General features: G+C 48.0%; 21 protein-coding genes and 2 pseudogenes. 5 read left to right on the forward strand and 18 right to left on the reverse strand.

Annotated elements, in window-relative coordinates; translation table 11 throughout:
* The 11 genes from traK to HPS56_RS07930 all read right to left on the reverse strand — a co-directional run bounded on the left by traK (nucleotide 1) and on the right by HPS56_RS07930 (nucleotide 8612).
* Complete coding sequence (gene traK / locus HPS56_RS07880) at nucleotides 1-624, reverse strand: conjugative transposon protein TraK (RefSeq protein ID WP_004308925.1); 624 nt, start codon at nucleotides 622-624, stop codon at nucleotides 1-3.
* Nucleotides 625-829: 205 nt separating this feature from the next.
* Nucleotides 830-1834, reverse strand: a complete 1005-nt coding sequence (gene traJ / locus HPS56_RS07885; RefSeq protein WP_172275615.1) for a conjugative transposon protein TraJ — start codon at nucleotides 1832-1834, stop codon at nucleotides 830-832.
* Nucleotides 1835-1837: 3 nt separating this feature from the next.
* Complete coding sequence (locus tag HPS56_RS07890; protein ID WP_172275616.1) at nucleotides 1838-2467, reverse strand: DUF4141 domain-containing protein; 630 nt, start codon at nucleotides 2465-2467, stop codon at nucleotides 1838-1840.
* Nucleotides 2468-2490: 23 nt separating this feature from the next.
* A complete protein-coding gene (locus HPS56_RS07895) occupies nucleotides 2491-2871 on the reverse strand; it encodes a DUF3876 domain-containing protein (protein ID WP_005850486.1) in 381 nt (126 codons plus the stop codon).
* Between the two features lie 49 nt (nucleotides 2872-2920).
* Nucleotides 2921-5425, reverse strand: a complete 2505-nt coding sequence (locus HPS56_RS07900) for a TraG family conjugative transposon ATPase (RefSeq protein WP_172275617.1) — start codon at nucleotides 5423-5425, stop codon at nucleotides 2921-2923.
* Nucleotides 5422-5754, reverse strand: coding sequence for a DUF4133 domain-containing protein (locus HPS56_RS07905; RefSeq protein ID WP_005944155.1), 333 nt, complete (start codon nucleotides 5752-5754; stop codon nucleotides 5422-5424). Before HPS56_RS07905 ends, HPS56_RS07900 begins: the two co-directional genes overlap by 4 nt.
* 10 nt (nucleotides 5755-5764) lie before the next feature.
* Nucleotides 5765-6076: a DUF4134 domain-containing protein gene (locus HPS56_RS07910; protein WP_009016663.1), complete on the reverse strand. Its 312-nt coding sequence runs from the start codon at nucleotides 6074-6076 to the stop codon at nucleotides 5765-5767.
* Nucleotides 6077-6275: 199 nt separating this feature from the next.
* The gene (locus HPS56_RS07915) at nucleotides 6276-7016 is read right to left on the reverse strand and encodes a conjugal transfer protein TraD (protein WP_172275618.1); all 741 of its coding nucleotides are present in this window, start codon (nucleotides 7014-7016) and stop codon (nucleotides 6276-6278) included.
* Nucleotides 7013-7375 (reverse strand): DUF3408 domain-containing protein, encoded by a 363-nt coding sequence (locus tag HPS56_RS07920; protein ID WP_172275619.1) that lies wholly within the window; start codon nucleotides 7373-7375, stop codon nucleotides 7013-7015. The genes HPS56_RS07915 and HPS56_RS07920 overlap by 4 nt, the downstream gene beginning before the upstream one ends.
* Before the next feature lie 26 nt (nucleotides 7376-7401).
* Nucleotides 7402-7851: a DUF3408 domain-containing protein gene (locus HPS56_RS07925; protein ID WP_172275620.1), complete on the reverse strand. Its 450-nt coding sequence runs from the start codon at nucleotides 7849-7851 to the stop codon at nucleotides 7402-7404.
* 5 nt (nucleotides 7852-7856) lie between these two features.
* Nucleotides 7857-8612, reverse strand: coding sequence for a ParA family protein (locus HPS56_RS07930; protein ID WP_172275621.1), 756 nt, complete (start codon nucleotides 8610-8612; stop codon nucleotides 7857-7859).
* Nucleotides 8613-9294: 682 nt separating this feature from the next.
* Between HPS56_RS07930 and mobA the strand changes: the two genes are divergently transcribed.
* The 5 genes and pseudogenes from mobA to HPS56_RS07955 all read left to right on the forward strand — a co-directional run.
* The gene (mobA, locus tag HPS56_RS07935; protein WP_005944180.1) at nucleotides 9295-9720 is read left to right on the forward strand and encodes a conjugal transfer protein MobA; all 426 of its coding nucleotides are present in this window, start codon (nucleotides 9295-9297) and stop codon (nucleotides 9718-9720) included.
* Nucleotides 9699-10949: a conjugal transfer protein MobB gene (gene mobB, locus HPS56_RS07940; RefSeq protein ID WP_172275622.1), complete on the forward strand. Its 1251-nt coding sequence runs from the start codon at nucleotides 9699-9701 to the stop codon at nucleotides 10947-10949. The genes mobA and mobB overlap by 22 nt, the downstream gene beginning before the upstream one ends.
* Nucleotides 10950-10981: 32 nt before the next feature.
* Nucleotides 10982-12136: pseudogene (locus tag HPS56_RS07945) on the forward strand (YWFCY domain-containing protein); the annotation flags it as partial.
* Nucleotides 12137-12691: 555 nt separating this feature from the next.
* Nucleotides 12692-14509: a reverse transcriptase/maturase family protein gene (locus HPS56_RS07950; protein ID WP_172275623.1), complete on the forward strand. Its 1818-nt coding sequence runs from the start codon at nucleotides 12692-12694 to the stop codon at nucleotides 14507-14509.
* A 110-nt stretch (nucleotides 14510-14619) separates the two neighbouring features.
* A pseudogene (locus tag HPS56_RS07955) lies at nucleotides 14620-15474 on the forward strand (TraM recognition domain-containing protein); the annotation flags it as partial.
* A 136-nt stretch (nucleotides 15475-15610) separates the two neighbouring features.
* On the opposite strand, the gene HPS56_RS07960 reads toward HPS56_RS07955, so the two are convergent.
* The 7 genes from HPS56_RS07960 to HPS56_RS07990 all read right to left on the reverse strand — a co-directional run bounded on the left by HPS56_RS07960 (nucleotide 15611) and on the right by HPS56_RS07990 (nucleotide 25769).
* Nucleotides 15611-17392, reverse strand: a complete 1782-nt coding sequence (locus HPS56_RS07960; RefSeq protein WP_172275624.1) for a UvrD-helicase domain-containing protein — start codon at nucleotides 17390-17392, stop codon at nucleotides 15611-15613.
* A 4-nt stretch (nucleotides 17393-17396) separates the two neighbouring features.
* On the reverse strand, nucleotides 17397-19178 hold the full coding sequence (locus HPS56_RS07965; RefSeq protein ID WP_172275625.1) for an ATP-dependent nuclease: 1782 nt from the start codon (nucleotides 19176-19178) through the stop codon (nucleotides 17397-17399).
* A 19-nt stretch (nucleotides 19179-19197) separates the two neighbouring features.
* Nucleotides 19198-20328 carry an ATP-binding protein gene (locus tag HPS56_RS07970; protein ID WP_057098491.1) on the reverse strand — a complete coding sequence of 377 codons (1131 nt, stop codon included), beginning with the start codon at nucleotides 20326-20328 and terminating at the stop codon, nucleotides 19198-19200.
* Between the two features lie 295 nt (nucleotides 20329-20623).
* Nucleotides 20624-21241, reverse strand: a complete 618-nt coding sequence (locus HPS56_RS07975; RefSeq protein WP_172275626.1) for an RteC domain-containing protein — start codon at nucleotides 21239-21241, stop codon at nucleotides 20624-20626.
* Between the two features lie 210 nt (nucleotides 21242-21451).
* The gene (locus tag HPS56_RS07980) at nucleotides 21452-21865 is read right to left on the reverse strand and encodes a dihydrofolate reductase family protein (RefSeq protein ID WP_172275663.1); all 414 of its coding nucleotides are present in this window, start codon (nucleotides 21863-21865) and stop codon (nucleotides 21452-21454) included.
* A 279-nt stretch (nucleotides 21866-22144) separates the two neighbouring features.
* A complete protein-coding gene (locus HPS56_RS07985) occupies nucleotides 22145-23467 on the reverse strand; it encodes a sigma-54-dependent transcriptional regulator (protein WP_172275627.1) in 1323 nt (440 codons plus the stop codon).
* Nucleotides 23460-25769, reverse strand: a complete 2310-nt coding sequence (locus HPS56_RS07990) for a hybrid sensor histidine kinase/response regulator (protein WP_172275628.1) — start codon at nucleotides 25767-25769, stop codon at nucleotides 23460-23462. Before HPS56_RS07990 ends, HPS56_RS07985 begins: the two co-directional genes overlap by 8 nt.
* Nucleotides 25770-25791: the final 22 nt, after the last annotated feature.

Raw genomic sequence — 25791 nt, forward strand, 5'->3', positions numbered from 1 at the left:
TTACCTTTTGATGGTTTGTAAATCCTTGTTCTCGATGATGGTGAATCCCTCGATGGTGAAACCGTTGGGGTTGTCGTCCGAACGGGACGAGTTCAAGAGCCGGCACGTGGTCACGAGGCTGCGCTCGGTGACGTTGCTCTGACGGATGATCTTCTGCGTGGCGTAGGTCACGGCACGGTAGGGATAGCCGTTGAAGTCGCACACCACGCTGTCCACCTTCAGCACTTGGTTGATGTTCCCGGCGATGATGCGGTTGTAGTACCCCTTCTCGGCGAAGTCCGAATAGTAGTTATACACGCTCTTGTCCGCCAGCAGCAACGCACGCTTCACGTTGTGTTCTATTGCGCTCTTTTCGGGCGAGAGCGTGAAGAACAGCTCGTGGAAGCGGCGCACATGCTCCCTCGCTTCCGCCGGACGGTTCTGCGAGAGGTCCTGCGAGAGTGCCAGCATCAGCGACTTGCCGTTGTCCAGCACATAGATCTTCTCACGCTGCCGCTCCGCGAAGCGGTAGGAACTCCACACGCTCCATACCGTTATCACGGCGCACAGCGAGAGGAAGACGATACCGAACAGGCGTATCTGCCTGAACGATGATTCGATGTTTTTGAGTGACTTGAATTCCATTGTCTGATTTTATTTTTCGGTTCTTAATTCGTTATACAATAGGATTGGTATGCGGTCGTCTGCCACATACGTATGTAACAGGTTGCCACATACGTATGTAATGAGCCGCTGCATACGTATGTAATAGGCTGCTACATACGTATGTCATGACAGGCGACATACGTATGTTACTTTTAGGCGGATGCCTGTCCTGTAATTCATGCCTCTATTTCAGCAGTTTGCCGATGCGTCCCACCGCGTTGCCTGCGGTAGCACCCGCCACGCTGCCCGCCATGCTTCCGGCGCGTCCAGCCATCTGGTTCACGTTGCGCCCGTAGCCGCCCATGCCCCCGGCTTGGATGATCCAGCCCGCCACCGTCGGAATGGTGAAGTAGCCGATGATGCCGATAATCATGAACACGATATACACCCCGTCGCTGGAATCCAGCGAGAAGTTGGGGTCGGTCTGCATACGCTCGATGTCGCTCTGGAGCATCAACACCTGAATCTTGGCGAGTATGGTGCTGAATATGTCCGACACGGGCAGCCACAGATAGACTTGTATGTAGCGGCATATCCACTGCGTGAGCGTGCTTTGGAAGCCGTCCCACACCGATATGGCGAAGGCTATCGGACCGAGTATCGCCAGCACCACGAGGAAGAACGTGCGGATGGTGTCTATCACGAGGGCGGCGGCTTGGAACATCAGTTCCAGTATCTCGCGGAAGAAATCGCGGATGCCCTTCTTCATCTTGTACATCCCCCGGTCGATATACATCCCCGCCATCGTCACCATGTCGGAGGGCGACCAGCCCAATTCCTCCAACTGTTTGTCAAACTCCTCGTTGGACACGAGGTAGGCGGTTTCGGGATTGCGCACCATCGCCTCGTATTCCAGCCTGTCCTTCTGCTCCCGGTACTTGTTCATGTCCAAAGTCTGCGTTTCGAGCAGTTTCGCCGTACCCTGCACGACGGGCGAGAGGACACTGTTTATCGTGCCGAGCACCACCGTAGGGAAGAACATGATGCACAGACCGACGGCAAAGGGACGGAGCATCGGGAAGACGTCTATCGGTTCGGCTCTCGCCAACGACTGCCATACCCGGTAGGCGACATAGAAGAGCGCGCCCAGCCCGGCGATGCCTTTCGCCACGCCCGCCATGTCAGCGCACAGCGGCATCATCTGCTCGTAGAGCGAGCGGAGAATCTGGTGAAGGTTGTCGAACTCCATAGGCTACCAGTATCTTTCGTTCATGCTCCCGTACAGCCCCATGATGCGGTCGAGGTCGTTTTTCTTCTTTGCACGCAGGTAGCTCACGCTGATGTTCTTGTTGGTGTAGTAGCTCACGAGGTTGCGGTAACGCTTCATCTTGGAGTAGCAGCGTTCCACCACGTCCATGCGCTCCTTGTCCGTCATGGAGAGCGTGGTGATGTTCACCACGTTCTTCAGTTCCGTAAGCACGTCGTTGGATTCCTCCAGCAGCTTCGTGTAGCCGAAGGCGATGGCTCCGAGTTCCTCCACCGTGAAGTTGTCGTCGCGCAGCATCTTCTGGAAGCTGGTCACGTAGATGTCCGTGATGTCGCCCACCATCAGGATGGTCTGTTGCACCTTGCGGGCGTCCTTGACCAGATTGTTCACCGATTTGAGGGCGTCGTAATACTTCTTTCCCTGCTCGTAGATTTTCACCGTTTCCTGAAAGTTGTTCACCATGTTCGTGGCGGTCTTCGAGGTGTGGATGATGTTCTTCGAGGCGTTGATGATGCCCTGCGCCAGATTGCCCGGATCGCTCACGACCCATTGGGCGGAAGCCCTGCCCGCGAAAAGCAGGCACAGGCAGATGGCGAATGTTATTCTTGTTCTCATGTTTCTTTGGATTTTAGCGGTTCTTATTTTTCTGCCGGAGTTTCCGGCTGCGGCTTCACACGCACGTAGTCCCCGTTCGGTGAGAAGGTCAGCACGTCGGTGGCTTCGTTGTACGCCACGTCGATGCGGAAGCCGGTGTTCATGAACAGGTTGCCGTTCTCCTCCTGCAAGAGGTAGGTTTCCGGTTTCAGCCTGCGGCGGATGCCGCTCCGTTTGAATACCGTCACCTTGTAGGCTTCGCCCTCCTTGTAGATAAGCACGTCGGGCTTGCCCTCCACGCTTTCCCAGTTCCCGCACAGCAGGTCGCGGCGGTTCTCCGCCACGTCGCAGGATTGCAGCACCATGACCGCCAATCCAATCAGACACTTGCTGACTTGCAGCATTTTCATTCTTGATATGCTCATACGCTTTTCTTTTTTCGTTGATAAATCTGTCTTACCGATTATTGATTATTTACTGCTTGTTTCTCCGCCTTTCGGCAAGCTGCCGGATGGCGGCTTCGATGTCGCCGCCCAGCTGCTCCGCCAGACGGTACACCTCCACCTTTTCCGTTTCCTCGGTGGTGTACGCCAGATATTCCTCCGCGCTCACCTCGGTGGCATAGACCGCCGACTGCGTGCCGCCCAAGCCTATCCACACCTCCTTGTAGAGCCGTGAGGGGTTGTTCGCCATGTTGATGGAGAGTATCTGCGACTTCTCCTTCTCCGTCAGTCCGAGCAACGCCTGAATCTGGTCGAACTTGTTCATGTACTTGCGCTGGTCGAGCAGGATTTTACAGTCCGAGTTGTTGATGATGCTCTCCTTGACGACGGGCGAGGATATGATGTCGTCCACTTCCTGCGTCACCACGATTGCCTCACCGAAATACTTGCGCACCGTCTTGTACATATAGCGCAGGTAATCAGCCATATTTGCCAAAGAAAGAGCCTTCCAAGCCTCTTCCACGATAAGCTGTTTGCGCACGCCCTTCAACCGTCGCATCTTGTTGATGAAGGCTTCCATGATGATAATGGTCACTACCGGGAACAGTTCGCGGTTGTCCTTTATCGAATCAATCTCGAAGACGATGAACCGTTTGCCCAGCAGGTCGATGTTCTCCGCCGAGTTGAGCAGGAAGTCGTAACGTCCGCCCCGGTAATACTGCCGCATGGTGGTGAGCATGTTGTCGATGTTGAAGTCTTCCTTCTCCACCTTGATGTCACGCTCCGCCAGTTCCCTGCGGTAGTCGTCGCGCATGTACTCGTAGAAGGTGTTGAACGAGGGGACGATGCTCCGGTCAGCCCTGATGCGCTCGATGTAGGCACTCACGGCACTGCCCAATTCCCCGCTTTCGGTTTTCGTCACCTTGTCGTCCTCCGACTTCCAGAGCGTCAGCAGCAGCGTCTTGATGCTGTCCTTCTTCTCCACGTCGAACACGTAGTCGTCGGTATAGAACGGGTTGAAGCTGATGGGCTTCTCCTCCGTGTAGGTGAAATACACGCCGTCAGCACCGCCCGTCTTGCGCCGTATCATCTCGCATAGCCCCTGATAGGAGTTTCCCGTGTCCACCAATACCACGTGCGCGCCCTGTTCGTAGTATTGGCGCACCAAGTGGTTCATGAAGAACGATTTGCCGCTGCCCGAAGGACCTAATACGAACTTGTTGCGGTTCGTGGTAATGCCCCGCTTCATCGGCAGGTCTGAAATGTCGAGGTGCAGCGGTTTTCCCGTGAGCCTGTCCACCATCTTGATGCCGAAGGGCGAGAGCGAGCTGCGGTAGTTGGTTTCCTCCGTGAACAGGCACACCGCCTGTTCGATGAAGGTGTGGAAACTCTCTTCCGCCGGGAAGTCCGCAGCATTGCCGGGCATCGCCGCCCAATAAAGTGTCGGGCAGTCGATGGTGTTGTGGCGAGGCACGCACTCCATGCTTGCCAGCTGGCTGCCCACGTCGTTCTTTATGTGCTTCAGCTCTTCCGTGTCGTCGCTCCACGCCATGACGTTGAAGTGCGCCCGCACCGAGGTCAGCCCGTATGAGTGCGCCTCGTTCAGGTAGCGGTCTATCCACTCGCGGTTGATACTGTTGCTCCTCGAATAGCGCGAGAGCGACTGCATATTCCTTGCGGACTTCTCGAATTTTTGAAGGTTCTCCTCGCTGTTGTCGATAATCACGTACTGGTTGTAGATGTGGTTGCAGGAGAGCAGCAGCCCCACAGGGGAGGCGAAGGAGAGGCGGCAGTCCGAGCGGTCGGTGGAGAGTTTTTCATACCGGGTGTCGGTAGCCACCGTGCCGGGAAGGTCTTCCGCGTCGGACAGGGTGTGCAGGCACAGGCGGTTGTCTCCGATGCGCATCTCCCTTGCCGAGAGGTCGATGTCCTGCAACGTGGCGTCGCCTTCGGGCATGAGCGAGAAATAACGCTCTATCAGTCCGGCTTTGCCGTCCGTCCCCACTATCTCGTCGGTGGAGAGGCGTCGCAGCCTGACGAAGCCGCTGTCGTTGATGATGCGCTCGAACTGTTCCGCAGCCTCCATGAACTTCGCGGCGGTTTCCTTGTCCAGTTCCTTCGGAATGATATGCCCCCGGCACAGCGTGCTGAAATTGCTCTGCATCCGGTTACGCTCCTTCGTCGTCTTGGTCAGGTAGAGGTAGCACGTGTGCTTCAGGTACGGACGCTCGTTGAAGTGACGCTCGAAGCTCCGTGAGAGGAAACTCATGTCCTCCTTTTGCAACTCCGGTCTGTACTTCTCCTTGATGAACCAGTCCTGCTTGTGGACGACGGAGAAGTCCGGCAGCACCTTGATCGCCTTGCACCAGCAGCCGTGTATCGCCTCGTACTCCGCACCCGTCACGGTATAAAGCTCCGGCAGCTCCACCTCGAAAGCCACCGTGATGTCGGCATCTTTGGAGATGATGCAACCTTGCTCCACCGCCAATAGCGGGAACTTGTTTTCCAGTGTTGTCATTTTGGATGTATTCCTCATGTCGTTTCTTCCTTTCGTTTCCGTTTGAATAATCGGGTGATCCGCCGCCGGTTGATAAGGTATCGGGGATGGCTCCTTGTTGCCCCTAATTTCATAAGCCCGTGTTCGCCGTACCGGGCATTCAGCGCGAAGGTCTGCCATACGAGGACGGAAGACGATGCCACGCCGAAGCCGATACATACCCACTGGTCGATGCCGACCATGTAGAGGATGACGAACAGGACGAAGAGAGCCAGCAGACCTCCGCAGAAGATGAAGAGGTACTGAGCCTTCAAGCCCTTGAACTCTACCGGGCGGCCGATACCCTTGTTTATCGGGTATTCAGCCATACATCGTTTATTAAAGGAAGAATGAACGCAGGATGGTGGCGGCGACAATCAGGAAGATGCACGCTCCGAACCACGAGGCGGCAGTCTTGGAGGTGTCGGGGTCGCCGGACGAGAATTTCCCGTACACTTTCACGCCCCCGATAAGCCCGACTACCGCGCCGATGGCGTAGATGAGTTTCGTGCCGGGGTCGAAGTACGAACTCACCATAGAGGTGGCTTCGTTGATGCCCGCGATGCCGTTTCCCTGCGCGAAGGCGGAGGCGGTTGCGGCAACCAGAAGTGCCGCAGAGAGGATAAGTTTCTGTCTGTTGTTCTTGTTCATAAACTGTTCTTGTTTTGTGCCGTCAAAAGGATGGATGGTCCTTTGTCGGGCGGTTGATACTCGGTTACTTTACTTTGGTTTAGTGGGTTGCCCGTTTGTTTCTACGGACTTGGGTGTGTCCGTTGCGAACCGGACGAGCCTTGCGCTTCCTCGCCGCATGGGTGTAATTTTACGTTTTCATTACCATTTCTTTTTTTCGTTATACATAGTCGCGGATGTCAAACTCATCTATTTTGTCAGGAATCACGAATATCTTGTCTTTTTGCCGTGTCACGGTCATGTTTACCGTATCCACGAAGACAGCCATCGCTTTTGCAAGCCTGCCGCTCATCGCTTCATCGGTCAGGCTCTCCGTTATTCTGGAAAAAAGTTCCGTCCCGTCAAGTTCCGTCATGACCTTTCCAGCGTGTCGCATCTCCTCATCGGACGGCGTATCCTTCCGTATCGTCCGGACTGCCATGTCTATGTCCTCGAAGCTGCTTCCCGAAGCCTGCCCTTTGTCCGGTTCGTCATCGTCCGGCTCATCCTCCCCGTATTCCAGTTCCGAAGGCGGCATGCTCGTGAAGGTTTCATCGAGTTTCTCCTCCGGGACCTGTGCCGGGCGTGAGGCTATTTCCGTGTTTCCGTCGTCAAAAGTAGCCTCTTCCTCCGACAGCTCAATGCCTTTTTCCGAAGTGGCGGCTTCTTGCGCCGGTATGGCAGCGGTTGTCCGGGTTGGAGCCATTTTGAACTTGCTTTTACCGATGATGTCCGTTTCATCAGCCGGAATTCCCACAGATGCCGTTTCCGTTTTCTCCTCCTTCAATTCCAATGACTGCCACAATCCGGAAATACCTTTCAGGAAGCGGACGAATTTTGTTTCCATTATCCTGTCGGACAGGAGCATGAACAGAAACCATACGTTGCAGGCAACCGATACGGCTAAAAATACTTTTATCATAGCCTTACTTTTTTAGCGTTTTCAATCTGTTCCGTGTACTGCGCCCCGTATTGCCGGAAGTGGTCACGGAGGATGTTGTCCACAAACTTGCCGATGCTCAACCCGTTACCCATACGGCTGGCAACGATGGCGACTTTCTCATGGATCTCGCGGCTGATGTATATACATTGCCGTGTCTTGATTTCCGATGCTTGCAGGAAGATGGAGATCGGCTTGATGCCGTCTTTGCCCTTGCGGAACACACCGCCGTCCGTTCCCTGACCGCAGCCGGTTGTACACTTTGCTGCACGGGCAGCGGTTCTTTCACTCTTTCTTGTTTGCAGGCTGTCTGCCTGACTGTCGTTCATCTTTCTTTTCATGATGTTCTTGTTGTTGATTAAACTGTTTATAAATTGTAGGATTCCATATGCTGCCGGAACGATTCCGCGATTTCTTCTTGGAACTGTGTGAAATGGTGTGTCAGCACGTTGTCAAGAAAACTGGCGATAGTCACCTCGTTGCCACCGATTACATGAAGCATCTTCTGTATGCGGTCGTGGTACTCCTTGCGGATATACACCTGTTTTCCGAGCCTTGCGGTGACGTTGGCTTCGCATACGAATGTGCCGTCATAATCGGTTTTCTCCGGCTTTCCATTCCTGCGCCTGCGTTCAGGTTCCTCTTTGGGACGGGAGGCAGGCGGAGGGATGACCGCCCGCATCCCGTCTTCCGGTGATGGAGCCTGCACGCTCCCGTCCGTGCTTCTTGCCTGCGGCGGTATGCTTGTATCATCCATGCGGAACGAATTGATTACGGCATCGCTGTCGATGTCCTCTATTCTTGCTTTCTTTGCCATGACGTTCAGTTTTTGATGATGCCGAGAATCTCATCGACGAGTTTGTCAAGGTTGCTGCCACGTACCAGTGTCTTGTCCGCAGGGAACGCGGTGGAGCGGAACACAGCCTTGCGCTCCGCAGCCGTTTCCTTCCGGAAACGCTTGCTGTCGGGCAGGAATGTTTCAAGAATGGGCAGCGCGAACTCGGCGCAGACCTTGTCGTATGCCTTGTAAAGCTCGGTCTTCTCGCGCCCGTCCACCATATTCCATACGAGATAAATTCCTTTTATGCCGGATTTGCCCGTGCTTATCATCTGTTCGTTGATGACGGTGGCGAACTTGATGGAGCTTTCCATTACCACCCGGTCTGCGATGATGGGTGTGAAGATATAGTCCATCTTGGCGATGGTCCGTACCACATCGGCATTGTTGATTGTACCCGGAAGGTCGAAGAACACAAAATCAAGGTCGGGCTGCGCATCCGTCAGGTTCCCGGCGGTTTTTATCGCATCCTCCGCGCGGCTGCATCTGATTGTGTACGGGTTTTTCTTCAGCCGCTTGAGCTGCTCATACGCCAGCATCTTGTAATGCCCGTCCTCTATGACGGCTTTCAGGTCACGCTTGCGCATGTCATGGATACTGTACTGCGGAAAATCACAGTCCACCACGGCTACGTTGTAGCCTTTCACGTAGTGCAGGTAGCTTGCCACAAGCACTGTCAGGGTTGTCTTACCGGCTCCTCCTTTCTGCGTGGAGATCGCCACATAGGTTGCTTCTTTCATCTGTTTGATAATTTATTTGGTTATACTTCTGTCCGGTTGCGTCAACGTATTGCCATTCATACATACGCACGCATATCCGTCCGTTTGTCTATTCACTCACTAATCCGGTTACGCCTGCGGACACCCGTACACTTTTCCGTTCACCCGTACTTTAATCAATCCATACGGATATGGGGACAGTAACCTGTTTGCCCGCATACATCCGCTTTTGACCATTGGGACAGATAAACGGACCGCTGTCCGAATGTCCGCGTGGAAGGGTGTATTTTCAGACCTTCATCCGAATCATGCTGCAAATAAACAAGGATATTTTGAAACCTGTATCACTTCTCCGGCAAGTGGCGGCATGTTGCGCCGGTTGGCACTGACTGTCCGGGTCAAGCCTCTGTCCGATACCGCTTTAAGGGCGTAACTTTGCACCCGAACGGCAGGGTTCGCCGCAGGTGGCGCAGCCCGGAGTTTGAAAGGTATCCCCCCAATCCGTCCCCGACGGATTTTTATGTTCGCTTGAACATAGCAAGATGTCTTTTCAGCCGCTCAAAACGTTTTGAGCAGCCACGAAAAGCACTTGCCCTTGCAGGGGGCGGGCTTCCTCTCCGAAGTCGGGAAGCCTTTCAAACCTGCGGTGTCTGTGCCAAGAAGCGGCGGCTTATGCCGTCCATCCGCTAAATCCAAAGTTTATATGAAAGAGAAAAGAAACAAGACCGGGAGAAATCCCAAACTTGATCCGGCGGTGTTCCGTTACACCGTCCGTTTCAACGAGGAGGAACACAACCGTTTCCTCGCCATGTTCGAGAAGTCGGGCGTTTACGCCAAGTCGGTTTTCATCAAGGCGCACTTCTTCGGGCAGCCGTTCAGGGTGCTGAAAGTGGACAGGACGCTGGTGGATTATTACACCAGACTGTCCGATTTCCATGCGCAGTTCCGCGCGGTAGGCACGAACTACAACCAAGTCGTGAAGGAACTGAGGCTGCATTTTTCCGAGAAAAAGGCGATGGCGTTGCTCTACAAGCTGGAGCAACAGACCGTCGAACTCGTGAAACTGAGCCGTCAGATTGTGGAACTTTCAAGGGAAATGGAGGCGAAATGGTCGCAAAAATCAGTGTAGGAAAGTCGTTGTACGGCGCACTTGCCTACAATGTGGAAAAGATCAACGAGGCGAAAGGGCGGCTGCTCACCACCAACCGCATCTACAATGACGGCACGGGGACGGTGGACATCCGCAAGGCGATGGAGGGTTTTCTCGCCTGTATGCCGGAGCATACGAGGGTGGAGAAACCGGTACTCCATATCTCGCTCAACCCGCATCCAGACGATGTGCTGACCGATACGGAATTGCAGGACATCGCACGCGAGTATCTGGAAAAACTCGGCTACGGGAACCAGCCGTATCTTGTTGTCAAGCACGAGGACATAGACCGCCACCACCTGCACATCGTGACAATCAATGTGGACGAGAAAGGCAGGCGGCTCAATCAGGATTTCCTTTTCCGCCGCAGCGACCGCATCCGCAGGGAACTGGAACAGAAGTACGGGCTGCACCCGGCGGAGCGTAAGAACCTACGGCTGGAAAATCCGCTGCGCAAGGTGGACGCTTCGGCGGGCGACGTGAAGAGGCAGGTCGGAAATACCGTCAAGGCTCTGAGTGGACAGTACCGTTTCCAGTCGATAGGCGAATACCGCGCCCTCCTTTCCTTATATAATATGACGGTGGAGGAAGCGCGGGGAAACGTGCGCGGGCGTGAGTATCACGGGCTGGTCTATTCCGTCACCGATGATGCCGGGAACAAAACTGGCAACCCGTTCAAATCCTCGCTTTTCGGGAAATCCGCCAGCTATGAAGCCGTGCAGAAGAAATTTGCCCGTTCCAAGCAGGAGATTAAGGAGCGGAAACTCGCCGACATGACAAAACGCACCGTCCTTTCCGTACTTGAAGGCACGTATGACAAGGAGAAGTTCGTTTCGCGGCTCAGGGAGAAAGGCATCGACACCGTGCTGCGCTACACGGAGGAAGGGCGTATCTATGGAGCCACGTTCATCGACCACCGCACGGGCTGCGTGCTGAACGGCTCGCGCATGGGCAAGGAACTTTCCGCCAACGCCTTGCAGGAACACTTTACGCTGCCTTATGCCGGACAGCCGCCGATTCCGCTGTCCGTTCCGGTGGAAACAGAAGAGGATATGCGCGGACAGACCGCATCCGACCACGAGAACACGGCGGGCGGTGTCGGTCTGCTCACTCCCGAAGGTTCGGCTGTGGATGCCGAGGAGGAAGCCTTCATCCGGGCGATGCAGCGCAAGAGGAAAAAGAAGAGGCGCAAGGGCTTGGGAATGTAACCGGAAGTATCAACATCAAAATTTTTCAATCTATGTCACAACAAGAAGACGATTTGAGGGCATTGGCGAAAATCATGGATTTTCTGCGTGCCGTGAGTATTATTTTAGTGGTCATGAACGTGTACTGGTTCTGCTATGAAGCCATACGGCTCTGGGGCGTGGACATCGGCGTGGTGGACAGAATCCTGATGAACTTCAACCGCACGGCGGGGCTGTTCCGCTCCATACTCTACACGAAACTGTTCGCCGTCCTCCTGCTTGCCCTGTCCTGTCTGGGGACGAAGGGCGTCAAGGGAGAGAAAATCACTTGGGGGCGAATCTGGACGGCTCTTGCCGTTGGCTTTGTGCTGTTCTTCCTTAACTGGTGGATATTGGCTTTGCCGCTGCCGATAGAGGCGGTAACAGGGCTGTATATCCTGACCGTTGGCGCAGGATATGTCTGTCTGCTGATGGGCGGTCTGTGGATGAGCCGCCTGTTGAAACACAACCTCATGGATGACGTGTTCAACAACGAGAACGAGAGCTTCATGCAGGAAACACGGCTCATCGAAAGTGAGTATTCGGTCAATCTGCCCACACGCTTTTATTACAGGAAACGTTGGAACAACGGCTGGATCAATGTCGTGAACCCATTCCGTGCCTCCATCGTGTTGGGTACGCCGGGCAGCGGAAAGTCATACGCGGTGGTAAACAGTTTCATCAAACAGCAGATTGAAAAGGGCTTCTCGATGTATGTCTATGATTTCAAATTCAGTGACTTGTCCACGATTGCCTATAATCATCTGCTCAACCACCCGGAGGGATACAAGGTGAAGCCGAAATTCTATGTGATAAACTTCGACGACCCGCGACGCAGCCACCGTTGCAACCCCATTCACCCAGACTTCATGGAGGATATTACGGACGCTTACGAGAGCGCGTACACCATCATGCTCAACTTAAATAAGTCGTGGGTGCAGAAGCAGGGCGACTTCTTTGTGGAATCGCCCATCATCCTCTTCGCGGCTATCATTTGGTATCTCAAAATTTTTAAGAACGGCAAGTATTGCACGTTCCCCCATGCCATCGAGTTCCTGAACCGCCGTTACGAGGATATTTTCCCGATACTGACCTCTTACCCGGAATTGGAGAACTATCTCTCACCGTTCATGGACGCATGGCTCGGAGGAGCTGCCGAGCAGTTGATGGTGCGCCCGTAAAGGCATATAATAAATATAGCTTTGGCAAGCTATTAGGTTCGTGTTCTTTGAAATAATAACCTATCACCAGCCGACTTATCCATTCAACGAAAGACGATGGGGAGTGTAGCATGTCGGAAAAGCCACGAGTGGACTAACTGTCAAGTCTTGACCGAGTGGCAAGGTGAAACGATAGATATGAGGATAAAGCCTATACTGGTTGAACGATAGTCTAAGCGGCTCGATGCTTAAGCCTTGGCGGAAGACAGTTATATAACTCAAAAAGTTATCCTACGCCATGCCGTGATACCCAGCTTCTCCCATCAGGTTGCTTGGGCAAAAGAACTTATCACGGAGCAACTACATACATAGTAAAGGACGAAAGTCGTATCCGACAATCTATCATGCCAATAGTTATTATATGTCTAAACGGGGATTGCCTAAGTGGGGCAACCCATATGGCAACAGAGCTTCCGTAGTAGTCCGAGCAAGGGAAAGCCTTGTACATGGCGAAGGGAAGCAGCCAATATCGTTTAATGTCAAATTTTGGAAAATGTGAGAGACATGAAAAGAAATCCGGAAAAGATATTAAACAGTCTAACACAACATAGTTCCGACTTGGCTTACAAGTTTGAACGTTTGTATCGGATACTGTTTAATGAAGAGATGTACTACATTGCCTACCAAAGTATTTATGCGAAGCAGGGCAATATGACGAAAGGTGTCGATGGAAAAACCATTGACGGTTTCAGTATATCCCATATTGAATGGTTAATAGGTATGCTCAAAGATGAGACGTACCAGCCAAATCCCTCTCAGCGGGTGTACATTCCCAAGAAAAACGGAAAAATGCGACCGCTGGGTATTCCGTCATTCATTGACAAACTTCTGCAAGAGGTTATAAAAATGATTTTGGAAGCAATCTATGAGGGCAGTTTTGAAAATTTTTCTCACGGTTTCAGACCACAGAGAAGTCCGCAGACTGCACTTTGGAGCATACAAAAGACATTCAACAGTACAAAATGGTTCATCGAGGGAGACATCAAAGGTTTCTTCGACAATATAGACCATGAGGTATTGATAGCCATTCTTTCAGAACGTATTTCAGATATGCGTTTCTTACGCCTTATTCGAAAGTTTCTGAATGCCGGATATGTGGAAGATTGGGTATTTCACAAATCGTATAGCGGAACGCCACAAGGTGGGATAATAAGCCCGATATTGGCAAATATCTATCTTGACAAGTTCGACAAATACATCAAGGAATACACTGAAAAATTCAACAAGGGGAAAAGGCGTAAGGAAAATCCGATAGTAAAACGTTTCGGACAACGGAAAGCCAAGTTAGTAGCCAAACTGAAAAAATCAACGGACAAAACGGAACGGAAACGACTGTCGATGCAAATCAAGGAAATTGTCAGAGAACGTCTCAACTATCCTGCAAGTGATGAAATGGATGCAACTATGAAGCGTTTGAAATATGTAAGATATGCGGATGATTTTCTCATTGGTGTTATCGGTAGCAAAGAGGATTGTATCAAAATCAAGAAGGACATAAAGCAGTTTATGGCTGACAAATTGAAATTGGAACTATCCGATGAGAAAACGCTGATAACCAATGCGAGGAAACATGCCAAATTTCTTGGTTATGACGTATTTGTACGCAAATCCAATGACACCCATAGGGATAAGAACGGACATCTGACAAGAAGTTTAGACCATAAGATAGTACTGTATGTGACAACCGAAGTGATGCGGAAGAAGCTCCTTGAATACGATGCGTTAAAAATCATCGTGAAAAATGGCAAGGAGGTTTGGAAACCCAAAGGTCGTACATACATGCGCTGCCTTGACGATTTGGAGATTATAAGCCAATATAATTCCGAAATCATGGGGTTCTATAACTTCTACTCGATAGCAAACAACAGTCCCGTCATTGATTCATTCTACAATATCATGGAATACAGTATGTATAAGACGTATGCCGCAAAGTACAGTACCTCGAAAAAGAAAATCATTGCGAAGTACAAGAAAAACGGGGTGTTTGCCATACCGTACACCAACAAAAGAGGATATGAATTCAGACGTGAGTTCTACGACAAAGGTTTTAAGCGAAAGGAATTACCCAATAGGTATTTGGATGACAGACAGCCAAACACTATTGCCATAACTGGTGGCAGAAATGGTCTAATCAAGAGACTTCAAGCACGGGTATGTGAAAACTGCGGTGCTACAGATAACCTTGAAATGCACCATGTACGCAAACTGAAAGACCTTAAAGGTAAAAGTGATTGGGAAATTAAAATGATTTCACGCAAACGTAAAACATTAGCAGTATGTTCAGTATGTCATCACAAAATACACGCTGGAAAGTTAGACTGAATGAGAAGGTGGAGAGCCGTGTACGGGGAGACCTGTCAGCACGGTTCGGAGGCGAGTGCTTGGAAACCTACCGTATTAAAACACGGAAAGGCGCTGGGTGCTTAGCCTATGGGCAGATCGCATCGGCGAAAATTCCGCTGTCACGCATGATTTCCCCGCAGCTCTATTGGGTGATGTCGGGCAGCGAGTTCACGCTGGATATCAACAATCCCGAAGAGCCGAAAATCCTCTGTGTGGGCAACAATCCGGACCGTCAGAACATTTACGGGGCGGCTCTCGGTCTGTATAACTCCCGTATCGTGAAGCTCATCAACAAGAAAGGCATGTTGAAGTCGTCGGTCATCATCGACGAGCTTCCGACGATATACTTCAAGGGGCTGGACAACCTTATCGCCACCGCGCGAAGCAACAAGGTTGCCGTGTGTCTGGGCTTTCAGGATTTCAGCCAGTTGGTGCGCGACTATGGCGATAAAGAAGCCAAAGTGGTGATGAACACGGTCGGCAATATCTTCTCCGGGCAGGTGGTGGGCGAAACAGCCAAGACGCTTTCGGAACGGTTCGGAAAGGTGTTGCAGAAGCGGCAGTCCATCTCCATCAACCGACAGGATATTTCCACCTCCATCAACACGCAGATGGACGCGCTTATCCCGCCGAGCAAGATTTCCGGCTTGACGCAGGGCATGTTCGTCGGTTCGGTGTCCGACAACTTCAACGAGCGTATCGAGCAGAAGATTTTCCACTGTGAGATTGTCGTGGATGCCGAGAAGGTCAAGCGCGAGGAGAAAGCCTACAAACCGATACCCGTCATTACCAATTTCACGGACGAGGACGGCAACGACTGCATGAAGGAAACGGTGCAGGCGAATTACAGGCGTATCAAGGAGGAGGTGAAACAGATTGTCGCTGACGAGCTGGAGCGCATTGCGGGTGACGAGAACCTGAAACATCTGTTGCAGCAGAAATAACCGGCAGGCGGCAACAAAAACGGGGCGGGCAAGTTTGACACCTTGTTCCGTCCCGTTATAAGTGTATTATTACCAAGTAGTTAAATACAAAGCAAAAACAGATGATGGCAAACAATATCGCATCATCTGTTTTTGCTTAGAACAATTTATTTCTCCAACAATCGATATCGTCTGATGGAACGGCTATCCATAACATTTTTTTAGGTCGTGTACATGCAACATACACAATGCGGAGTTCTTCATTATTGTCAACAGAATACTTTGCAGGATTATTCAAAATCGTTGCATAGTTCGTGCTGACAGCTTTTTTAGATAGAAATACTAAAATAGCCTCCAATGTCATGCCTTTTACCGAATGAATTGTTTTCAGGTAAGGTCGCTCTTGCCGAAAGAGATGATTTACTGTTCTAAAAAGCGATTCAATACGGACATTCGCCTTGCCCAAATCAACAGTTAGATTTATGCCTGTTTGTTGAAGTTCCGTAATCCAATTAGACAGTGTATTATTCGTTGAAGGTAATTTTTGAATAAACTCAACCATTTCTGCTCTATGTCTTCTAAACCCTACTTCCGCTATTTCTCTTCGTATTGTACTTGCGGGAATATACCGTACTCGCTTTGTTATTTTATAGCAACCTTTTTCTATAAGAGATAGTCCGTCAGTATATTTTCCATGATCAATCAAATATTTTCCATATACAATATCTCTAACGCCGTAGTGTCCGTTTATCCACGGACTATTCTGTCTTGATGAGCTATCATTGTTTACTAATCCAAAGTTTGTTTCGCCAAACTTTTGTCCTCGAAATACAACTGCATATTCAGATTCATCCAATCCCATCTCATTGCATTTTTCGATGAAATGATTCGTAATTTGATTGACAGATTCCGGCGTGTCGAGATGCCCTTTAATACATGGATCGTCTGTGTAATCCTTGTCGCTTGCTATTGAACACATTTCATTTCCTGAGAAACGATTAGCTAATTGACATATTTTTTCGGAGCTACGTCTATTTTCCGACAAATCCAATGAATGCCAATTTGGATTATTGTATTTCTCCATAAATAAATGTGGACTGGCAGTATTCCATTCAAAAATTGCTTGGTCAGGATCCCCAATCAATATAATAGATTCCGCTCCATATTGAGATAATTTATCAATTATAGCCATTTGCAACTCTGTTGTGTCTTGAGCTTCATCAATTATCAATATAGGAAATCTACGGACAAGATTTTGTGTTATTGAAGGATATTTATCTAATATTCTGAATGTAAAATATATCGCATCTGCCTGATTGACCTTGCCTGCATTGAAATGTTTCCATTTCATCTCTTTCAATTCAGATATAATCTTTTTGGGTGAACCATCTTTCTTATTGGGATTATCCCAATCCGCTTTTCCGAAATGATATGACTGATATGGGGCTAATCGCAATAATTGGTCATTAAGCCCAAATGATATGAGATCGAAATAGTAGTTGGTATCACGAGATGTAATTATTCGTTCACCTTGCTTACCCCTAATATATCTTGTTTGGGTCGGATCATAATCAAACCATTTATTAAACGCGGTTCCTACTATTTCAGGACGACAATCACATCCCATAACTAAATGGGCATAAGGCAGAAATATGTAAGTATTTATAAAACTATCGATCGTCCCTATAAATGAAGGATAACCTATATTTCGACAACCGAATGTCTCTTTAAGTTCTTTTTGTATAACCTCACATGCAGTGTTGGTAAAAGATATGGCTGCAATTCCTTGGTGTCGCGATAAATTATTCTCTCGTAAAAGTTTTGCCATACGCGCAGCCACAGAGAAAGTCTTTCCACTTCCCGGACAGGCTTTCACGACAATTCTCGGCTCGTTGCAATCTACAACAGCTTGTTGTTGTGCTGATAATTGAAGATTCATACTTTTATTCTGTGGGTGCTACGAACAAAATAGCATCCTTTATATAATCAGGTACGTCGAACGCTACTTCAGTTTCTAATCTATCACAGAGTTGTAATGCAAATTCCGCTTTATCTTTATTGGATTTGAGTTTTTTCATTAAAGTAGAGGCATTAAAATCACCTCTTAAATCATCTGTTTGAGCGTGCATTTTTCGATATACATCTCGCATTATAGTCTTGTTTCTCTCAGATTGTTCAAACAAATCATATTCAAGAGTGTGTGAAGCTAAACATACTTTCAGGTTATGTTTCTCTAAATCCTTTGCATTTTGCGCCCTGTCAGATATATCCTTATCCTCTTTGGGATCACAATCAGTAATAATCGCACATCTCGACAGAAGTCGCTTTCTCTCGTCATCATTATTGAATAGTAACCCAAAATGATTGAATGCGACACCTCCAATATTAACTAATTCGATTCCACTTTTACACAAGTCGATTTTTTTAGTCAAGAATTTCTTTGAGAGAATCGGTATAATAATCGCTTCTGCAACACCTTCCACTAACAATACACCATTAGCAAAAAACAATTGGGCTTTTGTCGTGTCCAAAAATTTTCGTAAATGCCGTTTACTTTCTTTCGGATAATCATCTTCCGATAATTCATCAAATGAAAATGACTGTATAATACTTTGTTTACGTTGCAAAATGGAAATATTATTGACATCCGATTTAGCCGTAATTGTCGGTGAGTGCGATGTTACAAATACTTGAAGACCTTTGCTTTGTAATTCATTTAGATACTCGAAGAAAGTGTTCTGATACTGTGGATGCAAGTGCGCTTCGGGTTCTTCCACAAGTAAAGCGTTGTAGATCTCCAAAGCATGGTCTTCGCATCTGTTGATAAGATCTCCTAAGACAACGGATGTGAAAATAAGATTGTTTTCACCTAACCCATTTTGAGATAGAGTAAAGTATTTCTGTTCTTGTCCGGTTTCGACTGTTTTATAAATTGGACATTTTAATTCGATACCACGTACAACATCCGAGAACTCTCGACCTACATAGCGCATTTCTATATCAGGATGTTTTAGAGTTATTCCTGTACCTTCAAGATGCTCATTAACTTTGCTCTTTCCCGTAGTTAGAATATGTTTCCAATCATAAGCATCATCCTCGAAGATTTGGTATAGATTTTTTGCAAGTGATTTTTTCTTTTCTTCATTCAGGGGTATGCTTTCGTGACCTTTGTTATATTTCGTAAGTTGGTTGAATAACTGCGATGTTTTATTGTCATATGAATAAGGTCGCAGACAACTTACGGCATCTCTTAGTGGACTTAAATAGGTATAAAAGATTTCTTGCAAAGATTCGTAAGGTACTTGCTGTCCTTCATTATCTCCACCCCATATTATTCGTTTGAAATATTTTTTCTTCCCATTATTTTCTTGGATAAATTTCAAATGCAATTGTATCGTTTGCTTGTCAGGGTTGTCTTTATCTTGTGATATGAAATCATAGAAACATTCCCTTTCAATCGACGCCTCTCCAAATTCAAATATCAAGTCAAATTGTATGACTGTGTTGATTTCTGAAGGATTTTCCGGATTAACATGTAAATCTCCGTCTTGCACATAAATAAAGTTATCCGGTTTACCGCATCCGAGACATATACGTAAGGCATCTATAATTGCGGTTTTTCCCGAATTGTTTTCTCCAATCAGTATATTTATACCATTCTTGAAATACAAGGTGATATCATCGAATACTCTAAACTTACTAATATGCAACCGGCTTAAATACATACTCTTATAAATTTTTACATTACACAAATTCTAAATAATTTTCCCTGTTCACCACATGAAACTCTGCGTGCGGATATGCTTCTTGAAATACTTTTGGAACAGTAGGCATCTTGTTCCCCCATTTAAATTCCAATGCGGTCAGATTATTAGGATTCTCTTCGATAAGATCAATCTCTTGCTTATCGTAAGTACGCCAAAAATAGAACTCCTTATGCAGCCCTTCGTTGAAATTCGCCTTACGACGCTCTCCGATGATATAGTTCTCCCACAATGCACCAACATCCTGCCGAATAGCCAATGGTGAAAAAGCACCTATAATAGCATTTCGAATGCCATTATCATAGAAATACCACTTCCCAGCTTTCGTCACCTCCTTGCGAAGATTGCGCGAGTAAGCCCCAAGACGATATATAACGAATACTTTCTCCAAGAGGTCAAGATATTTTTCAACTGTTGTTTTGCTCATGCTGAGCTGTTTACCTAACTCATCGTAAGAAACTTCACTGCCCAACTGAAAAGCTATCAATCGAAGCAGATCGCGCATCTTACTCGAATTTTTTAAGCCGTCAATTGCTAAAATATCTTTAAGCAGGTATGCTCCTACAATATCGCGTAGATAGTCTGTTTTACGTTCATAGTTTTCCATCATTACTACTTCAGGATATGAACCGTAAATTAAACGGGCTTCAAGATTCTGACGAGTTTCAAAAGGGGTTTCTATTTGTGCTATTTCCCGTTGTGAAAAAGGAGTAAGTAAAAATTGCGTACTGCGACCAACCAACGGTTCACCAGTCTTATTCAGTAAATCGAATGACGAAGAACCACTTGCCAAGACGCTTATTCCCGGTATTTCATCAACTATCAACTTCAGAATACTACCGATTTGTGGTATGTTTTGTGCCTCATCAATAGCCAGCAAATCAATACCATCCAGCAAATGTCGATAATTGGCAATTGAGCGATTCTCCAAAAGTGCTAATGTATCGTAGTCTTCGCCGTTAAGCATCATCGTCCTACCTGAATAGTTGTCCACAATTTTACGCATCATTACCGTTTTACCAACACGGCGAGCACCAAAAATTAATACTGCTTTATTGGGCGCGATTCGTGCAGTAATCTTCTCTTGAAGTATTCTATTTACTGTTTCCATACCTTTATGAATTATAGTGCAAAGATAATCATAATTTTTTAATTGGCGAATTTTACACAAAAAATAAACTTCAAAGTGGCGATTTTTACAGATTCAATCTTAAAGTAGTTGTTTCATCGTTCGTAGTAATTATAAATGCTAATAGCACTAATGGTTCTATTATTTACCAGACATAATGTTTTGCAATTTATCACTATCAGATTGAAAGACTTAACATCTAACTAATTAGCATACAATCAAATGCAAATTGAAAAGACAGGACTACTCCTGTCTTTTCATATATAATATATATTTATTATCTTTTCATGCGCTCCATCTCTTCGTCGCGGAGCATCCTCTCGTTCAGTTTCTCCTGCATCCTGTCAAGGAAGTAGGTGCGGCTTTCGTTCTTCCGTCGTTTGATGTCGATATAGAAGCGGTAGCAGTCCTTTGATTCGACACCGAAAATCTTGTAGAGGAGCGGGGCAAGCTGTTTGAGCGGCATGTTGCCGTTGTTGATGCAGCCCATCTCGTTGATGCCGTAGATAAGTTCCACGAGGTCGATGGCGTTGCCCGTCCATTGCAGGGGTGAGGCGGGATTTTCGGTTGTGTTCTCGGAGGATGTACGGATGGGGATTAGTGGTGGCACTTGGGGAGCGGCAAGGAACTTCTGCATCTTCCTCACGAAAGAGAGTGCCTTGCTGATGTAGGCTGCAATCTCCCTCTTTTCTTCGGGAAGATTGCGCACGGGATGGTGCTGCAACTCGATTTCGATGTAAGCCAGCGCGATGATGGTGCGGTTGGTGTCCACATTGCCGCTGCATAGTTCGATCACTTGCGTGGTGAAAGCCGTGTATGCCGTTTCCATATTGCAGTCCCCGGCTTCGTTTATACGACGGAAGAACTCGGTTTCCGCCAATAAGAAATAATTCATGTCCTGTCAATTTTGAAATTTTACACTCTGTTTTTCGGTATGCGCACATGAATATGATGGGCAAAAAGCGTGTCCATAAAACAAAAAATCCAGCACGCTTTCTGCAAGGTACTGGATTTCAGAATGATAATTTTGCAATTTATTTGTCCGGTAGGAATTGTATTCGACTTAAAGTGTTCATTTTCTGAACATTCGTCCACTTTCCGGACATCAAACGCACGCTTTATAGATATGGCGGACCACTCCATTGCGGTATGCTTTCTGTGAGGTTAGCGTCCATTGTCCCTGTGGCAAGGCGGACTGGAAGAAACGCTTTCCTGTTCCGGCAATGAAAGGAATCGTGTAAAGTATGATTTCATCCACCACACGCATACGCAGCAGCCCGTTGATGTAATCCGCCTTTTCAGGGGTGACTTCCGCCAGATAGCAGATGTTTGTTGTGGATTTCCGCCATTCGTCAAGCATGGAGATGGAATAATCCGGTGTGATATGATAAAGGGCATTTTCCCTTATCTCATTGATACCGCAATCTTCAAGGCGCAATTCCTTATACGCTTTGCAACATAACTCGGAGCTTTGACATCCGTCCATCGTGAGGACGGCAAGAATCTGTACTTTACCCATTATCGTTTCCTTTCGTTGGGCAAGGGCAAAAAAGTAGCGTGCAATCCACGCTATCACTAATGGAGGCTCTGGAATGCCCTTAACAGGAATAGGTGAATGCACGCTATGCGTAGGCATAGCATAAGCAATCACGCAATAGTTCCTGTTAATGTTAATTTTCCAGATTCCCATTAGGACGCCTTGCGGTCTTATGTTATATATAGGCGGCAAAAGGCTCTGCCAATCGCCGTTACCTTCTAATATGTCATGCAAAGATAGCCATTTTCAGCGAATTGCGGGCTATGGTTGCTCAAATTTATACTTCAATCCATATTCTTCCAGTTTATTATAGAGTGTTGTCCTGCCTATTCCAAGCAGTTCGGCGGCGACCTTCCGATTCCCGTCAGCCTGCTTCAAAGCACGCAGAATCCGTTCTTTATCTTCCTCATTGTTGCGTAGGGAGAAGCTGGTAACAGAGGTTATTTTGGTTATCCCAAGTTCCAGATGTTCTTTCGTGACAAGTCCCGTCTGAGCCTGCAACACCGCACCCATGATTTTCTGCCGAAGTTCGCGCACGTTGCCCGGCCATGAATGGGTCAGCAACGCTTTCCGTGCTTCGGAACTGAAACCGCGAACCTTGCACTCCAATTCATTATTAGCAATCTCTCGGAAGAACTCCGCCAACGGCATGATGTCCTCCTGACAATCACGCAGCGGCGGAACGGTTATCTCGAAATCATGCAGACGGTACAGCAAATCCTGCCGGAAACGCTTTTCATTGACCGCCTTTTCCAGATTCTCGTTGGTGGCAGCGATAATACGGACATTGAAACTCTTGTCTGTTCTGTCACCCACCGGGCGGTATCTCCGTTCCTGTATGGCGCGCAGTAGCATCTGCTGGGTTTCCAGTGCGAGGTTGCCCACCTCGTCCAAGAACAGCGTGCCGCCTTCGGCTTCATGGAAATATCCTTTCTTGGCACTGTCCGCACCGGTGAACGCCCCTTTGACGTGTCCGAAAAATGCCGATGGAGCAAGCTCTTTGTTTAACGATCCGCAGTCCACAGGCACAAACGGTTTGCCAGAACGCTTGCTTTTGTCATGCAGATGGTGGGCGATATGCTCCTTGCCCGTGCCGTTCTCTCCGAAGATCAGCACACTCATATCGGTGGGGGCTACCAGCCTTATCCGGTGCATGATTTTCCGGAAAGCGGAACCGTCACGGGCAAACACTGGCATACGGCTTAGTCCGATATTCCGCTCTTTCAGTATGCTGCGGAGAAGAGGCACGAGTTTGTCCTCCACGAGTTGTTTGGGTATGTAGTCCAGCGAGCCGAGTTTCATACTTTCAACTGCCGTATGTACTTCGGCATAGTCGGTCATGATGATGAACGGCTGCGTCATGCCCTCTTTGCGCATCCAGCGCAACAGGTCGATTCCGTCACCGTCGGGCAGACGTAAGTCAGAAACTACTATATCATTGCCAGTGGCTTGTTGCAAATGTTTCTTCGCTGTCGAGAGGTGGAAAGCCTGCACGGTACGGAATCCTTCCCGTGCCAGCAGGTTGCAGACAAACTCGCAATACACGATGTTGTCCTCCACCACGATGATTTTTGTTTTATCCATTATTATATTTCTTCCTTTCTTCTTTTGCCAGCCGAATAATCTCCAAACCTTTATCCTGCACGACTGTCAATATGTTATGTATCGCCTCCCAATCGGGTGTATCCTTACAATGAAGCAGTTTATAAAGTTCCCTTAACGGCTGGTCTGCACGTAATATCTCCCACGAGCTGCGCAAGTGGTGTATAAGGGTATCCAGCCCTTGAAGGTCTTTCCGCCGTTCCGCATCTTTGACTGCCTCTATTTCCTTTTCAGTTTCCGTTATCAACTTCTCCAGCATGACGGATTCATTGCCGTAGGACAGCAGGGATGTGAAATCCGGTTTTTCATTTTGCGCCACATTCATGGCGCATTTATCTGAAACCTCCATCAGCTCCGATATGGAGAACGGTTTGAGCAGGCAATCGGCAAATCCACGTTCCATAAGTTCCTCCTTGCTGCAACTACCCGAAGCAGTTGTTACGATAATCGGAATGGTCCTTGAATTGCCCACATTGGAGGTGCGTAGCAGTTCCAACAGCTCGAAGCCGTTTATATCCGGCATATTCAAATCGGTCAGAAGCAGACTGTATTCTTTCCGGCGTATCATTTCCATCAGTTCCGCCGCATTGGTACAGGTATCGCAGTGTATTCCTTCCTGTACATACATTTCTTTCAGCATAAGGAGCAGTACCTCGTCATTGTCAATAGCAATCACATTATGGAATACATGGTTACAATGAATCTGTGATTGATTTATCTGTTCCGGTAGTTCCTCGACTGTCTGCATAGGTATTTCCACTGTGAAGCGGCTTCCTTTACCTTTATCGCTCTCCAGCCGGATTATGCCGCCGAGCATTGTCACAATACGCTGAACAATGGAAAGACCTAATCCGAAGCCGTCCTTTGCGGCAGCGTTTGACAAACGTTCAAACGCACCGAACACACGTTGCTGTTCCTCTTCGGTCATACCCGTACCCGTATCTTTGACGATAAGTTTCAGCATACCGTTATCATATCCCATTGTCAGAGAAACGCCACCGTTCTCAGTGAACTTGATGGCGTTTGACAGCAGGTTATTTCCAATTTGTAGAATGCGTTCCTTATCGGTCAAGACAACAGCATCCGTGTGATTCGTCACAGTAAGAGCAAGTCCCTTGTTTATGGCGATTGGCGTAAACTCCGTTTCAAGAATGTGCGTGATTGCCGAAATACGGCAAGGAGAGAAATTCGGCTGCTCCTTGCCGTTGTCCAGACGGAAGAAACTCAGCAGAGTATTAAGCATTTCACGCATACGGTCGGAGGATTGCTGAATATTTTGGATATACATCCCGATTTTATCCGTATTGTAATCTTTCCGCATCAGTCCGGCATAACCGGTTATTGCCGTCAGCGGTGTACGTAATTCATGGGTAATGGTATGCACGGCTTTCTTGCGGGAGGCTATCAGTGCCTCGTTCTGTTCAACAGACTGTTTCAACTGTTCTATTAAATTCGCAGTTTCTCGTTTGTATCGTTTGATACGGGTGATATTTCGGTGGATAATTATGTAAGAGATTATCAATAACAACACAACGAATCCTGTCAAGCCACCTATCTGAATAAAAGAACTTTCACGCATGGCGGCTATTTCCGCTTCCCGTTTCCGTAAGTCTGCTTGAACTTTCTCGTCTATTTGAACTACCAGTCCTTGCAGTTGTCTGTTGAGTTCCGCATTTCGTGTAGCAAGACTATCGGCGTGTTCCGACAAACGGCGGCTTTGTGCCTGTTGTTCAGCTATCATATTCCGATTAAGGGAACGGAGCATCGTAGTAGTCGCAGTTGGTTTCGCTTCTTCCTTTTTGCCAAAGATGCCCAAGAAACCCTTGCGCTTGGACTTCTTGGGCTGTTCCTGCACACTCTTCTGCACGATTACAGGTACTTGACTGGTTATCTTATCGTTGATGGCTTGTTGCTGCTCAAGTATCTGAACGATTTGGCACATCTGCCGTTCCTTATCTTCGAGAAGATGGCGTACACTGTCGATACGCTCTGCCGGATAGGTCATTTTGAAACGGCATAGCATACTGTCCATTGCCATACGCTGAGCCTGATAATGTTCCAAATCTTCATTATCCCATTCCAATATTGTTTCACCCAGTAGAGAAAAGTCTATCAGTTGAATATGGATACGGTTTATCTCCTTCCTGAATTCATCTATCTGTTGATTGCCAACTTCCAATGCTTCCACCTCTTGCCATTCACGATGCCAAGTGTAAGCTATGCTCCCGATAAGCAATGTGATTAATAGATATCCTACGGTCAATAGATTTCGAGCATATTGCATTCTAATTATAATACTTTACAAA

It is taken from the genome of Xylanibacter muris (genome assembly GCF_013166605.1).
Classification (GTDB): domain Bacteria; phylum Bacteroidota; class Bacteroidia; order Bacteroidales; family Bacteroidaceae; genus Prevotella; species Prevotella muris.

What these genes read in the sequence shown, in the direction of transcription:
- traK (WP_004308925.1), bottom strand. Translation starts at nt 624, where the DNA reads ATGGAATTCAAGTCACTCAAAAACATCGAATCATCGTTCAGGCAGATA.
- traJ (WP_172275615.1), bottom strand. Translation starts at nt 1,834, where the DNA reads ATGGAGTTCGACAACCTTCACCAGATTCTCCGCTCGCTCTACGAGCAG.
- HPS56_RS07890 (WP_172275616.1), bottom strand. Translation starts at nt 2,467, where the DNA reads ATGAGAACAAGAATAACATTCGCCATCTGCCTGTGCCTGCTTTTCGCG.
- HPS56_RS07895 (WP_005850486.1), bottom strand. Translation starts at nt 2,871, where the DNA reads ATGAGCATATCAAGAATGAAAATGCTGCAAGTCAGCAAGTGTCTGATT.
- HPS56_RS07900 (WP_172275617.1), bottom strand. Translation starts at nt 5,425, where the DNA reads ATGAGGAATACATCCAAAATGACAACACTGGAAAACAAGTTCCCGCTA.
- HPS56_RS07905 (WP_005944155.1), bottom strand. Translation starts at nt 5,754, where the DNA reads ATGGCTGAATACCCGATAAACAAGGGTATCGGCCGCCCGGTAGAGTTC.
- HPS56_RS07910 (WP_009016663.1), bottom strand. Translation starts at nt 6,076, where the DNA reads ATGAACAAGAACAACAGACAGAAACTTATCCTCTCTGCGGCACTTCTG.
- HPS56_RS07915 (WP_172275618.1), bottom strand. Translation starts at nt 7,016, where the DNA reads ATGATAAAAGTATTTTTAGCCGTATCGGTTGCCTGCAACGTATGGTTT.
- HPS56_RS07920 (WP_172275619.1), bottom strand. Translation starts at nt 7,375, where the DNA reads ATGAAAAGAAAGATGAACGACAGTCAGGCAGACAGCCTGCAAACAAGA.
- HPS56_RS07925 (WP_172275620.1), bottom strand. Translation starts at nt 7,851, where the DNA reads ATGGCAAAGAAAGCAAGAATAGAGGACATCGACAGCGATGCCGTAATC.
- HPS56_RS07930 (WP_172275621.1), bottom strand. Translation starts at nt 8,612, where the DNA reads ATGAAAGAAGCAACCTATGTGGCGATCTCCACGCAGAAAGGAGGAGCC.
- mobA (WP_005944180.1), top strand. Translation starts at nt 9,295, where the DNA reads ATGAAAGAGAAAAGAAACAAGACCGGGAGAAATCCCAAACTTGATCCG.
- mobB (WP_172275622.1), top strand. Translation starts at nt 9,699, where the DNA reads ATGGTCGCAAAAATCAGTGTAGGAAAGTCGTTGTACGGCGCACTTGCC.
- HPS56_RS07950 (WP_172275623.1), top strand. Translation starts at nt 12,692, where the DNA reads ATGAAAAGAAATCCGGAAAAGATATTAAACAGTCTAACACAACATAGT.
- HPS56_RS07960 (WP_172275624.1), bottom strand. Translation starts at nt 17,392, where the DNA reads ATGAATCTTCAATTATCAGCACAACAACAAGCTGTTGTAGATTGCAAC.
- HPS56_RS07965 (WP_172275625.1), bottom strand. Translation starts at nt 19,178, where the DNA reads ATGTATTTAAGCCGGTTGCATATTAGTAAGTTTAGAGTATTCGATGAT.
- HPS56_RS07970 (WP_057098491.1), bottom strand. Translation starts at nt 20,328, where the DNA reads ATGGAAACAGTAAATAGAATACTTCAAGAGAAGATTACTGCACGAATC.
- HPS56_RS07975 (WP_172275626.1), bottom strand. Translation starts at nt 21,241, where the DNA reads ATGAATTATTTCTTATTGGCGGAAACCGAGTTCTTCCGTCGTATAAAC.
- HPS56_RS07980 (WP_172275663.1), bottom strand. Translation starts at nt 21,865, where the DNA reads ATGGGTAAAGTACAGATTCTTGCCGTCCTCACGATGGACGGATGTCAA.
- HPS56_RS07985 (WP_172275627.1), bottom strand. Translation starts at nt 23,467, where the DNA reads ATGGATAAAACAAAAATCATCGTGGTGGAGGACAACATCGTGTATTGC.
- HPS56_RS07990 (WP_172275628.1), bottom strand. Translation starts at nt 25,769, where the DNA reads ATGCAATATGCTCGAAATCTATTGACCGTAGGATATCTATTAATCACA.